Here is an 11,926-nt window from a genome sequence, read left to right as displayed (position 1 = left end):
CGGGGCGGGCCGGGCGTCAGCCCCAGGTGAGCAGCTCCTCGCCGTGGGCGGCCCACGCACCGACCTCGGCGAGCGAGGTCACGTCGTCGGGCGCCGCCTCGAGCGCGACGACCGGGCACACCGCCGACCGGCCGCCGGCGCGCACGGCCTTCGGGTCCCAGGTGACGAGCACCGTGCCGCGCTGGACGTGGTCGCCCTGCGCGACGTGCGTCGTGAAGCCCTCGCCGCCGAGCTGGACCGTGTTGATGCCGAGGTGGACGAGGACCGCGCGGCCGTCGTCGTGCTGGACGACGAACGCGTGCGGGTGCAGCTTGACGACCGTGCCCGTGATGGGCGCGACGGCCTCGCCGCCCTGCGCGTCGTCGGGCTCGACGGCGAGCCCGGGGCCGACGAGACCGGCGGAGAAGACGGGGTCGTCGACGTCGCTCACGTCCACGACGGTGCCCGTGACGGGGACGAGCACCGTGAGCGGCGCCGCCATCAGCGGAGGTCCTCGATGTCGGAGACGATGTTGTCGGCCTCGGGGCCGACGATGACCTGGATCGCGGCGCCCGACCGCACGACGGCGATCGCCCCGGCCGCGGTCAGCGTGGCGTCGTCGACGAGCGCCGGGTCCTCGACCTCGACGCGCAGGCGCGTGATGCACGCCTCCAGGTCGAGGACGTTCGCGTCGCCGCCGAGGCCTCGGAGGATCTGCTCTGCCTTGCTCACGGGTGCTCCTCGGGGTCGGGGTCCGGCCGGGGCCGGGTCGGGGGGACCGGCCGGCAGCCGTGCCGGTCGGGGTGCGCGGGTGCGCAGGGTAGGGCGGTGGCCCGGGTCGCGCCCGGGTCGGGTTCCTCACATGAGGTCGGCGAGGTCGGACGCGATGGTGTCGACCTGCGGGCCGACGACCACCTGCACGACGCGCCCGTTCACCATGACGCCGAACGCGCCGGCGCGGCGCAGGAGGGCGGCGTCGACGAGCGCGGGGTCCTTGACGAGCGACCGCAGCCGCGTCGTGCACGGGTCGATCTCCTCGATGTTCCCCACCCCGCCGAGGCCGGCGAGGATCGTCGCGGCGCGTTCCGCGTCGGACTGTGTCATCGGTCGTTCCCTTCGGTCGCCCGTGCCGGCACCGGCACGGGGGCGAGCTGGTCGGTCGGCGCGTCGTCGGTGACGGCGCCCCCGTCCGCGGGGGTGTCGTCCCCGGTGGTGCTGCGCGGCACGAGCGTCGGGCGCGCCTCGCGCAGCGGGACGAAGACGCTGTACCGGTCGCCGCGGTAGCTGGAGCGGGAGTACATGAGGGGGGAGTCGCCCGCGAACGTGCGTCGCACGGTGCGCATGACGGCTCGTGACGCGCGGAGCTCGAGGAGCTTCTGCTCCTGGACCGTCGCGTCGGACGCGGTGATCGTGTCCTCGCCCCACGTCGGCGCGAGGCCGCGCTCGCGCAGGGCGCCGTACAGGCTCTCGGGCACGCCGTCGTCGAGCAGGTCGGGGGCGAGGTCCACGGGGATCCACGCCTCCTCGACGCTCATGGGTGACCCGTCGGCGGTGCGCAGGCGCACGACGTGGTGCATCGGGTCGCCCGTCGCGCGACCGAGCGACTCGGCGACGGACGCGGGCGCGGGGGCCGTCCCCGCCTCCAGCACCTCGGTGCCCGGCTCCATGCCGCGCCGTCGTGCCTCCTCACCGAAGGTCGTGAGCCGCATCTCGAAGTCGGCGCGCGGCGGCGCGACGAAGGTGCCGCGGCCCTGGGCCCGCTCGAGCACGCCCTCGGTGACGAGCGCGTCGACGGCCTGGCGCACGGTCATGCGCGAGACGCCGAACTTCTCGGTGAGGCTGCGCTCCGACGGCACCGCGTCGCCGACGGAGAGCTCGCTCGCCACGAGGTCGGCGAGGTAGGCGCGCACCGTGAGGTACTTGTGCTCGCTCGCCTGCGATCGTGACCTGCTCATCGTCGTGCCGCGTCCTCGTCCTCGTGCCGTCCCTGGTCCCGGTCGTCGCCGACCGCCCTGCTCCGGTGCCGCGTTCTCCACGGCTGCATTGTCGTCGTCCGGCCGTCGTGCGACCTGCGACGACGCGCCCCGCGGGGCCCGCCGTGTGTCCCGGGTCACCCTCGGGGGTTGACACATCATGAGGTCTAGACCACTCTTCCTGCAAGTGGTCCAGACAACCTGGACCGACAGCCCGGGCACGACGACCCCAGGTCTTCTCGCCGTGCCCCGGGACCGGCAACGACGCCGCTCGACGTCGCGCCACAGCCGCCGCTCGACGCACCTCGCCTGCGCCCCAGGCCTGCCCAGGAGGAGAAGGACATGACGACCGTCGCCGAACCGACGCGGACCAAGAGGGGGGTGCCCGGCTTCGCGCAGCTCCAGCGCGTCGGGCGCTCGCTCATGCTGCCCATCGCGTCGCTCCCCGCTGCCGCGCTGCTGCTGCGTCTCGGTCAGCCGGACATGCTCGGCGCCCAGGGCGCCGCCGGGACCTTCGCGTGGATGCAGCCCGTCGCGGACGTCCTCGGCGCCGCGGGGAACGCGCTGTTCAGCAACCTGCCGATCATCTTCGCCCTCGGCGTCGCGGTCGGGTACGCCAAGAAGGCCGACGGGACGACGGGCCTCGCGGCACTCATCGGCTATCTCGTCTTCAAGGGTGTCAGCGACTCGCTGTCGCCGTACGTGCTCGGCAAGGCCGCCGAGGGCGAGACCCAGGCGCTCATCAACTACGGCGTGCTCGGGGGCATCGTCATCGGTCTGACGGCCGCGCTCCTGTACCAGAAGTACTACCGGATCAAGCTGCCCCCGTACCTCGCGTTCTTCGGCGGGCGGCGGTTCGTGCCGATCGTCACGGCGGGCGTCTCGGTGCTCATCGCCGTGGTGGGCGCGCTGATCTACCCCGCGTTCGACTGGCTCATCAACGAGCAGATCGGCGGGTTCGTCACCGGCTCGACGATCCTCGGGGCGTTCGTCTTCGGCACGCTCAACCGCCTCCTCGTGCCCATCGGCCTGCACCACCTGCTCAACTCGCTGCCGTGGTTCCAGTTCGGCGAGTACACCGCCGCCGACGGCACGGTCGCGCAGGGCGACATCTTCCGGTTCCTCGCGGGAGACCCCACCGCGGGCACCTTCCTCACCGGGTTCTTCCCCATCATGATGTTCGCGCTCCCGGCCGCCGCGCTCGCGATCGTCCACACCGCCAAGCCGGCGCAGCGCAAGGTCGTCGCGGGCATCATGGGCTCGGCCGCGCTCGTCTCGTTCGTCACGGGCGTCACCGAGCCGCTCGAGTTCGCGTTCGTGTTCGTCGCCTACCCGCTGTACGTCATCCACGCGGTCCTCACCGGCACGTCGCTCGCGCTCGTCAACGCGCTCGGCATCCGCGACGGGTTCGGGTTCTCCGCGGGTGCGATCGACTACCTGCTGAACTTCCGGATCGCCGAGATGCCGCTGCTCCTCATCCCCATCGGGCTCGGGTACGCGGTGCTCTACTACGTCCTCTTCCGCTTCGTCATCACCCGCTGGAACCTGCGGACCCCGGGCCGTGAGGACGACGACGCGGAGGGCGCCGTCCAGGCGACCGGGGCCGTCGACACCACCGACGACGCCCGGCCCGAGGCCTCGGCGACCGAGGCCACGGCCGCGCGACGCGCAACCGTCGACGACACCGCTCCGGCGGGCACCCCGAGCCGGACGGGTGCGTCCGGCGGCGGGAGCACGGCGTGACGCTCGCCGACGACGCGACGCGCGCCCCCGCGCGGGACCTCGACCCGGGGCTGGCCGGCGTGCCGGTCAGCCCCGGGCGGGGGGCGGGACCGGTGGCGCGGATGCCCGGCTCCGTCGCGGAGCCGGACCCGGCGCCGCTGCCCGCCGACGCGTCGGACGCCGACGTCGACCTCGCGGTGACGCAGGTCCTCGCGGCGGTGACGACGGTCCAGGAGGACCTCACGGCCCGCGCTGCGCGGGCCGAGGGCGCCGCGGCGGAGGTCCTGGGCGTGACCGCCGCGATGGCGGCCGACCCCGCCCTGGCGCGCGACGCCGTCGGGCGGGTGCGCGAGCTGCGGGCCACCCCGGCCCGGGCCGTGTGGGACGCGGCGGGGGTCGTCGTCGGGCGGCTCGAGGCGCTGGGCGGTCTCCTCGCCGAGCGGGCGCGCGACGTGCGGGACGTGCGCGACCGGATCGTCGCGACGCTGCTCGGCCTCCCCGTGCCCGGCGTGCCCGACCCGGGCCACCCGTTCGTCCTCGTGGCCGACGACCTCGCGCCCGCGGACACGGCGCAGCTCGACCCCGGGCGAGTCCTCGCGGTCGTCACGCGCGGCGGCGGGCCGACGTCGCACACCGCGATCCTCGCGCGCGCCCTGGGCATCCCGGCCGTCGTGGCGGTCGAGGACGCGCTCGCGCTGCGCGACGGCGAGACCGTGCTCGTCGACGGCGGCCTCGGCACGGTGGAGCGCGACCCGTCGGACCACGACGTGGCGGCGGTCGTCGCGGCCCGGGGCGCGCGCCGCGCCCGGCGGCGCCTCGACGGTCCCGGGCGGACGGCGGACGGCCGCCGCGTGGAGCTGCTCGCCAACGTCGCGGACGGCGCGGACGCGCGCGCCGCCGCGGAGGCGGGTGCGGAGGGCGTGGGGCTGTTCCGCACCGAGGTCTGCTTCCTCGGCCGGACGGTCGAGCCGACGGTCGACGAGCAGGTCGCGGCCTACCGCGAGGTGCTCGCCGCGTTCGCGGGCCGCAAGGTCGTCGTGCGCACGCTCGACGCGGGCGCCGACAAGCCGCTCCCGTTCGTCACGCCCGACGCCGAGCCGAACCCGGCGCTCGGGGTGCGCGGCCTGCGCACCGCGCGCCGCCACCCCGAGGTGCTCGACCGCCAGCTCACGGCGGTCGCGCGCGCGGCGGAGGCGGAGTCGGCGGACGTGTGGGTCATGGCGCCGATGATCGCGACGCCGGACGAGGCGGAGTCGTTCGTCGCGCTGTGCGCGGACCACGGCCTCGCGACGGCGGGCGTGATGATCGAGGTGCCGGCCGCGGCCCTCGGCGCGCGCTGGGTGCTGGCCAAGGCCGCGTTCGCGAGCATCGGCACGAACGACCTCACGCAGTACACGATGGCGGCCGACCGCGAGGTCTCCGACCTCGCGCGCCTGTCCACCGCGTGGCAGCCGACGGTCCTCGCGCTCGTCGGGGCGACGGGCTCCGGGGCGGCGCTCAACGGGCGACCGCTCGGCGTGTGCGGGGAGGCCGCGGCCGACCCGGTGCTCGCCCCGGTGCTCGTCGGGCTCGGGGTGACGTCGCTGTCCATGACGCCGCGCGCGCTCCCGGACGTCGCCGCGGTGCTGGCCGCGACGACGTCGGACCAGTGCGAGGAGCTCGCGTTCCTCGCGCTCCAGCAGCCCACGCCCGACGCCGCGCGCGCGGCCGTGCGTGCCCGGCTCCCCGTGCTCGACGAGCTGGGTCTGTGACGGGCGCCGTGCCCGGCCCCGCCACCGCGGGGCCGGGCACGGCGTCAGGCGACCTCGGTCTGCTCCAGGAAGGCGACGAGCGCGTCGATCGACGCGCTCGCCTCGTGGCCGTCGGCGTCGGTCGACAGCACGACCTCGTCCCCGGCCGACACGCCGAGCGTCATGACGCCGAGGATGCTCGCTGCCTCGACGGCGTCGCCGCCGGGCTTGGCGATGCGCACGGGCGCGGGCTGGGCGGCGGCGGTCTTGACGAAGAGCGCGGCCGGGCGGGCATGTAGGCCCTCGGTGATCGCGACGACGACGGCACGGTCCATGGTGTTCCTCCGGCAGACAAGTGGTCTGGACCAGTGCATCCTAGGCGATCCGGCCGGGAAAGGGGAGGGTCGGAAGCCCTCCGCGCGCCGCGAGGTCGTCGGCGTCGACCGCCCGCTGGTGTGGGCCACAGCGGACGGGTCTAGGGTGACCGGCATGTCAGACGCGACGACGCCGCGGGAGGTCCCACCGTCACCGGGGGAGCCGCCGCGCATCCACGTCACGCTGTCCACGGCGAGCGTCTACCCGCGCAAGGCCCAGTACGCCTTCGAGGCGGCGGCCGACCTCGGGTACGACGGCGTCGAGGTCATGGTGTGGTCCGACGAGACGACGCAGGACGCCGCGGCGCTGCGCCGGCTCTCCGCCGAGCACGACGTGCCGATCCGCAGCATCCACGCGCCCACGCTCCTCGTGAGCCAGCGCGTGTGGGGACGGTCGCCCGGCCCCAAGCTGCGGCGCAGCGTCGAGCTGGCGCAGGAGGTCGGGGCGAGCACCGTCGTCGTGCACCCGCCGTTCCGCTGGCAGTACCGGTACGCGCGCGAGTTCGAGGACCTCGTCGGCGAGCTCGACGAGACCGAGGGCGTCACGATCGCCGTCGAGAACATGTACCCGTGGCGCAGCCGCAAACGGGAGATGCAGGCGTACCTCCCCGGCTGGGACCCGTCCGAGCACGGCTACGAGCACGTGACGCTCGACCTGTCGCACGCCGCCGTCGCGCAGCAGGACGCGCTCGCGCTGCTCGACGTGTTCGACGGCCGCCTCGCGCACGTGCACCTCGCGGACGGGTCGTCGTCCATCACGGACGAGCACCTCGTCCCGGGCCGGGGCGACCAGCCGTGCGACAAGGTCCTCACCGAGCTCGTGCAGCGCGGCTGGACGGGGGACGTCGTCGTCGAGATCTCGACGCGGCGGGCCCGCACCGCGGCCGAGCGGCGCGAGGACCTCGCGGCCTCCCTGTTCTTCGCGCGCACCTACCTCACGCCGGGGCCCCACCCCGGGTACTCGCCGCCGCCCGGGCCCCCGCACCGCCACGTCGACGCGTGGGGCGAGGCGGAGGCACGCGAGATCGCGGCGGCGGAGGACGCCGCGGGCAGCGCCGGCACCGGCTGACGGGCGGGTCAGAACCGTAGCGAGCCGAGGATCCCGCGCAGCGTCTCGAGCCCCGCGTCGTCACCGGGCAGCGAGACCATCAGCATGAGGTTCTCGCCGCCGTCCGCGCCGTGGACCCGGACGTCCGCGCTGAGCGCCGAGATCCCGTCGTCCGCCCAGAACGGCCCCTGGGACAGGAGCACCTCGGCGAAGTCGGCGCCCGGGACCTCGATCCGCTGCCCGTGCCACTCCTCGCCGGAGTAGTCGAACGCGCGGCCCCCGGAGCCGCCTCGCTGCACGAACATGGTCCAGTGCACGTCGGGGGACGTGCCGTCCTGAACGGGGCCGGGGTTCGTGGCGAACGGGCCCGTCCACTCCACGCCGGGGCCGTAGTTGCCCTCGACCTCGGCGACGGTCCAGGCCGGCGGCACGGCGTAGGAGAGGGTGCCTGTCGTGGCCGTCTGCCACCCGGCGGGCGTGCCCGTGGTGAGCGCGCCGATCTCCGGGTACGTGTACGTCGGGCTGAACCACTCCGGCTCGCCCTCGGGCTCGAACCACAGGTTGCCGAGGAAGTCGCGGGCGAGAGCGTCACCCACGGTGTCGTCGGTGAAGTCCAGGCGGACCGTCCAGCCCGTGTCCCCGTACCGGACCCGGGCCTCCCAGCGGACGAGGTGCGGCTCGTCGGACGGGCTCCGCGTCACCACGACGAAGTCCGCGCCGGGGACCTCGACCGTCCAGGCTCCGGAGTCCCGGGCGGGGACGACCCACGACGCGGCCCCGGGGTCGACGTCGATGCGCACCGTGGCGCCGGAGTCGATCATGGGCGGCGGGACCGCGTCCGCGGGGATCTCCGACCCCGGAGGGGCCCAGTGCTCCGGGGCTCTCCAGAGGACCGACGCGGGCTCGCCGAACGCCTCGCCCTCGACCTCCCACCCCCCGGGTGGCAGCGTGTACGTGAGCCCGCCCTGCACGGAGTAGTCCCCGTGGTGGGTGCCGACGACGCCGTGCTCGACACCCGGGAGCTCCGGCAGCTCGCCGTCGCCCACCGGCAGGTAGCGTGCGGGCTCCTGCGGCGGCGCCGCGGGGGCGGGGGCCGCCCCCTCCGACGTCGGCGCAGTGGTCCGCGCGGGGGCCGCCGCGAGGGCGGGCGACGGCGCCGTCCCGCGCGAGAGCGCCCCGGGCAGGAGTGCCGCGACCGCGACCAGCGCCGCCACGGCGACGGCCGACCCGCTCGCGGCGACCACGCGCCGTCGTACCCGCACGCGCCGGACCGCGCGGTGCGCCAGGGCGTCCGGGTCCAGCGTGTGCGGCACCTCGACGGCGGTCTGCGCGGCGCGCACCCGTGCCACGAGGTCCTCGTCCTCCGGGGTCCTGCGTTCCGGCGTCGTGCTCATCGCTCGGTCTCCGTCCCGTGCTCGGGTGCGATCAAGGTGCGCAGGCGGGCCAGGGCCCGGGAGCCGGTCGACTTCACGGTGCCGACCGCGATCCCGAGCTCCGCGGCGGTCTCGGCCTCGGACCGGTCGAGGACGTAGCGCAGCAGGACGACCCGCCGCTGCTTGACGGGGAGGGCGAGCAGGGCCCGCACCACCCGGTCCCGGTCCTCCACCTCGGACGGGTCGCCCGTCGCCCGGACGTCGAGACCGACGAGCGTGTCGTGCTCGACGGAGACCTCCCTGCGGGTGCGACGCCACGAGTCGATGCGAGCCGTCACCACGACGCGGCGCGCGTAGGCGAACGGCTGCCCGTGGCCCACGCGCGACCACGCGCGGAACGTGCGCTCCAGCGCGAGCTGCACCAGGTCGTGCGCCCGGTGGGCGTCCCCGCACAGCAGGTACGCGTACCGGTACAGGTCGGCGGAGCTCGCCCGGGCGAACTCGGTGAAGCGCTCCTCGGCGGTCAGGCCGACGCGCACGACCTGCACCTCGTGCGCGCCGCCCCACCGCTCGGTCGCGACGTCCGTCATGGCCGACCGCCCCTCTGCTGCGGTCGGCACCCCGGCCGACGTCGGTTCCTCACGACTGCCAGACGCAGCGGAGGGCGTCACGGGTTCCACCTTTCTCCGGGAGCTCGCAGGGATCGCCCAGGATGCCACTGGCGACGCCCGGGTCGGTCCCGCGACCCGGCGGAACGCGCGGCCGGACGGCTGACGTAGGCTCGGCGGTCGTGGCTCGAGTCAACGGTCTTCTCGCGGACACGACCCCGCTGCGCATCTCCCCGCCGTTCCGCCGCCTCTGGTGGGGGCTCGGCATCTCCAACCTCGGCTCGCAGCTCACGGTCGTCGCCGTCGGCCTGCAGGTCTACGCGCTCACGGGCTCGTCGCTCGCGGTCGGAGTGCTCGGCCTCTGCGCGCTCGTGCCGCTCGTGGTGCTCGGGCTCTACGGCGGTGCGCTCGTCGACGCGTACGACCGCCGCAAGGTCGCGCTCGCGGCCTCGACGGCGCTGTGGGTGGTGACCGCGCTCATCGCCGTCCAGGCGTGGCTGCACCTGAACTCGGTCGGGGTGCTCTACGCGCTCGTCGCGGCGCAGTCCGCCGCCTTCGCGATCAACAACCCGGCGCGCTCCGCGATCATCCCGCGCCTCGTGGAGCCCCGGCTCCTGCCCGCCGCGAACGCCCTCCAGACGATCGCGTGGAACGTCGCGCTCACCGTCGGCCCGCTGGGCGGCGCGTTCCTCGTCGCCCTGTGGGGCTACCAGGTCGCGTACACGATCGACGCCGTCCTGTTCACGGCCGCGCTGTGGGCGGTGTGGCGGCTCCCCGACATCCCGCCGCTGCCCGCCGCCCCCGGCGCCCCGGCCGCGGTCGTCGCACCCGCGGGGCGCCGGCGCCGCGTCGTGGGGTGGCGGTCCGTCGTCGACGGCCTGCGGTACCTCGCGACCCAGCCCAACGTCCGCACGACGTTCCTCGTCGACCTCGCCGCGATGGTGCTCGCCTCGCCGCGCGTGCTCCTGCCCGCCGCCGGGGTCGTGTTCCTCGGGGGCGGCGAGGCGACGACGGGCGTCCTCACCGCGGCGTTCGCCGTCGGGGCCGTGCTCGCGGGCGTGTTCTCCGGCGGCCTGTCGCGCGTGCGGTGGCAGGGCCGCGTCATCGTGTGGGCGATCACGGCCTACGGGCTGTCGATCGTGCTGTTCGGCGTCGTGCTCCTCGGCGTGGGCGCGACGACCCCGACGACCGTCCTCGTGGGCGGCGTCGCCGCGGCGAGCGTCGCGCTGGCGCTCGCGGGCGCGTCCGACGCCGTGAGCGCGGTGTTCCGCCAGACGATCCTCCAGACCGCGACGCCCGACGACATGCGCGGCCGGCTCCAGGGCGTGTTCATCGTCGTCGTCGCGGGCGGGCCGCGCCTCGGCGAGCTCGTCCTCGGGGCGCAGGCGACCTGGGTGGGGGAGGCGTGGGCCGCCGTCGCGGGGGGCGTGGCGTGCGTCGTCGTGCTGTGGCTCGTCGTGCGGGCCCAGCGCCGCTTCTGGCGTTACGACGCCCTCCACCCGGAGCCCTGAGCGGCCCGTCGTCGCGTGGGCGGCGCGGCCTAGGCTCGGGGCGTGCCTCCGAAGAAGTCGACGACCGACCCGCCTGCGATCGACCCGGTCGCCCTGGACGACCTGCGGACCGGCGACGCCGACGACCTCGAGGCGGAGGCCGACCTCGAGGGGTTCGAGATCACCGACCTCCGCCTCGACCGGCTCGACCTGCACGGGGCGAGCGTGTTCTCGTCGCGGCTCGACCAGGTGCGCGCCGACGAGGCCGACCTCGGGGCGGTGACGCTCACGGAGGTCGTGCTGGGGCGCCTCGACGTCCCGGTGGTGCGCGGGACGCGCGGCCGGTGGCGCGAGGTCGAGGTGCGGGGCGCGCGCCTCGGGTCCGCCGAGCTCTACGAGTCGTCGTGGGCGGGGGTGCGGTTCGTGGGCTGCAAGCTCGGGTTCGTCAACCTCCGGGGCGCGTCGCTGCGCGACGTGATGTTCACCGACTGCACGATCGACGAGCTCGACCTCGTCGCGTCCGACGCGCTGCGCGTCGCGTTCGAGGGCACGCGCGTGCGCCGGCTCGACGTGCAGGGCGCCACGCTCGCCCACGTGGACCTGCGCGGCGCGGAGATCGACGAGCTCGGCGGCATCGAGTCGTTGCGCGGCTCGACCATCGACTCGATGCAGCTCGCCCGCCTCGCCGCGACGTTCGCCCACAGCCTCGGCATCACGGTGACGGACCGATGACGCCCCCGCAGGCCGAGGTCCTCGTCGCGGGGCCGGCGTCGTGGAACCTCCTCGTCCAGCTCGACGAGCTGCCCGCTCCCACGCCCCACACGGCGTTCGCCAGGTCCCATCGGCACACGGTCGGCGGGACGTCCGCGGGCAAGGCGCTCAACCTCGCGCGCCTCGGCCGGTCGGTGCTCCTGCGCACCGTGCTCGGGGCGGACGACGACGGCGCGCGCGTCCGGTCCGTGCTCGAGGGCGCAGGGGTGCGGGTGCTCGCGGAGCCGTCGCCCGACGGCCGCACCGAGAGCCACCTCAACCTCATGGACGACGACGGCGGCCGCGTCTCGGTCTATCTGCGCGCCCCCGCCGAGGTCCCGGCGCGGGGAGCGGGGTGGGACGCCACGGTCGCGGCGCTCGACGCGGCGCGGGCCGTCGTCGTCGACCTCGCGGTGCCCGCGCTCCCGGTGCTCGACCTCGCCCTGGCCCACGGCCGCGACGTCTGGGTCGACCTGCACGACTACGACGGCGAGTCCGCGTTCCACCGGCCCTGGGTCGACGCCGGGACGCACGTGTTCCTCAGCGGGGACCGGCTCGAGGACTGGCGCGGCTTCATGACCGCCCGGGTCGAGGCGGGTGCGCGTCTCGTGGTCTGCACGCACGAGTCGCGGGGCGCCGTCGCGCTCACCCCGGACGGTGGCTTCGTCGAGGTCCCGGCACAGCCCGTGCCGCACGTCGTCGACACGAACGGCGCCGGCGACGGCTTCTTCGCGGGCTTCCTCGACGCGCACCTGCGCGGCGCGGGCGTCGAGGAGGCGATGCGGGCGGGCGCCCGGCACGCCGCCCTCGTCGTGCAGAGCCCGGACCTCGCCCCGGCCTGACCGGCCTCGCTCCCCACCCCCGTGCTCGGCGGCCACG

The 11,926-nt window shown here is 75.4% G+C and carries 13 protein-coding genes; 6 read left to right on the top strand and 7 right to left on the bottom strand.

The genetic code is table 11. The features are described 5' to 3' along the window. Positions 1-16: 16 nt before the first annotated feature. The 4 genes from ABIE39_RS01870 to ABIE39_RS01855 form a co-directional block, all read right to left on the bottom strand. A complete protein-coding gene (locus ABIE39_RS01870; protein WP_074805013.1) occupies positions 17-481 on the bottom strand; it encodes a PTS sugar transporter subunit IIA in 465 nt (154 codons plus the stop codon). Then, entirely contained in the window at positions 481-711 is a 231-nt protein-coding gene (locus ABIE39_RS01865) for a PTS sugar transporter subunit IIB (RefSeq protein ID WP_034650918.1), read from the bottom strand. Before ABIE39_RS01865 ends, ABIE39_RS01870 begins: the two co-directional genes overlap by 1 nt. Positions 712-837: 126 nt before the next feature. Further along, positions 838-1,083, bottom strand: a complete 246-nt coding sequence (locus tag ABIE39_RS01860) for a PTS sugar transporter subunit IIB (RefSeq protein ID WP_021482555.1) — start codon at positions 1,081-1,083, stop codon at positions 838-840. After that, positions 1,080-1,934, bottom strand: a complete 855-nt coding sequence (locus tag ABIE39_RS01855; protein ID WP_114552943.1) for a UTRA domain-containing protein — start codon at positions 1,932-1,934, stop codon at positions 1,080-1,082. Before ABIE39_RS01855 ends, ABIE39_RS01860 begins: the two co-directional genes overlap by 4 nt. 360 nt (positions 1,935-2,294) lie before the next feature. Here ABIE39_RS01855 and ABIE39_RS01850 point away from each other — a divergent pair, with 360 nt between their 5' ends. Together ABIE39_RS01850 and ptsP are read left to right on the top strand one after the other, a co-directional pair. Beyond that, positions 2,295-3,695: a PTS transporter subunit EIIC gene (locus ABIE39_RS01850; protein WP_144681554.1), complete on the top strand. Its 1,401-nt coding sequence runs from the start codon at positions 2,295-2,297 to the stop codon at positions 3,693-3,695. 50 nt (positions 3,696-3,745) lie between these two features. After that, positions 3,746-5,425, top strand: coding sequence for a phosphoenolpyruvate--protein phosphotransferase (ptsP, locus tag ABIE39_RS01845; protein WP_502914826.1), 1,680 nt, complete (start codon positions 3,746-3,748; stop codon positions 5,423-5,425). A gap of 44 nt (positions 5,426-5,469) precedes the next feature. On the opposite strand, the gene ABIE39_RS01840 is transcribed toward ptsP, so the two are convergent. Then, entirely contained in the window at positions 5,470-5,739 is a 270-nt protein-coding gene (locus ABIE39_RS01840) for an HPr family phosphocarrier protein (protein WP_114553893.1), read from the bottom strand. Between the two features lie 154 nt (positions 5,740-5,893). On the opposite strand from ABIE39_RS01840, the gene ABIE39_RS01835 reads away from it, so the two are divergent. Next, positions 5,894-6,847, top strand: a complete 954-nt coding sequence (locus tag ABIE39_RS01835; protein WP_114553895.1) for a TIM barrel protein — start codon at positions 5,894-5,896, stop codon at positions 6,845-6,847. 8 nt (positions 6,848-6,855) lie between these two features. On the opposite strand, the gene ABIE39_RS01830 is transcribed toward ABIE39_RS01835, so the two are convergent. Next, the gene (locus ABIE39_RS01830) at positions 6,856-8,220 is read right to left on the bottom strand and encodes a hypothetical protein (RefSeq protein WP_175008717.1); all 1,365 of its coding nucleotides are present in this window, start codon (positions 8,218-8,220) and stop codon (positions 6,856-6,858) included. Beyond that, the gene (locus ABIE39_RS01825; RefSeq protein ID WP_114552853.1) at positions 8,217-8,789 is read right to left on the bottom strand and encodes a SigE family RNA polymerase sigma factor; all 573 of its coding nucleotides are present in this window, start codon (positions 8,787-8,789) and stop codon (positions 8,217-8,219) included. The genes ABIE39_RS01830 and ABIE39_RS01825 overlap by 4 nt, the downstream gene beginning before the upstream one ends. A gap of 200 nt (positions 8,790-8,989) precedes the next feature. Between ABIE39_RS01825 and ABIE39_RS01820 the strand changes: the two genes are divergently transcribed. Genes ABIE39_RS01820 through ABIE39_RS01810 form a run of 3 tightly spaced genes read left to right on the top strand, consistent with a single transcriptional unit; the run spans position 8,990 to position 11,889 of the window. Continuing rightward, on the top strand, positions 8,990-10,318 hold the full coding sequence (locus ABIE39_RS01820; RefSeq protein WP_255437153.1) for an MFS transporter: 1,329 nt from the start codon (positions 8,990-8,992) through the stop codon (positions 10,316-10,318). Positions 10,319-10,360: 42 nt separating this feature from the next. Further along, positions 10,361-11,029, top strand: a complete 669-nt coding sequence (locus tag ABIE39_RS01815; RefSeq protein WP_175008715.1) for a pentapeptide repeat-containing protein — start codon at positions 10,361-10,363, stop codon at positions 11,027-11,029. Further along, positions 11,026-11,889 (top strand): carbohydrate kinase family protein, encoded by an 864-nt coding sequence (locus ABIE39_RS01810; protein ID WP_354050152.1) that lies wholly within the window; start codon positions 11,026-11,028, stop codon positions 11,887-11,889. The genes ABIE39_RS01815 and ABIE39_RS01810 overlap by 4 nt, the downstream gene beginning before the upstream one ends. The last annotated feature ends 37 nt before the right edge of the window (positions 11,890-11,926 follow it).

Source organism: Cellulosimicrobium sp. 4261 (assembly GCF_040546915.1).
GTDB classification, from domain to species: Bacteria; Actinomycetota; Actinomycetes; order Actinomycetales; family Cellulomonadaceae; genus Cellulosimicrobium; species Cellulosimicrobium cinnabarinum.
This window is presented reverse-complemented; position numbering and strand designations above follow the sequence as displayed.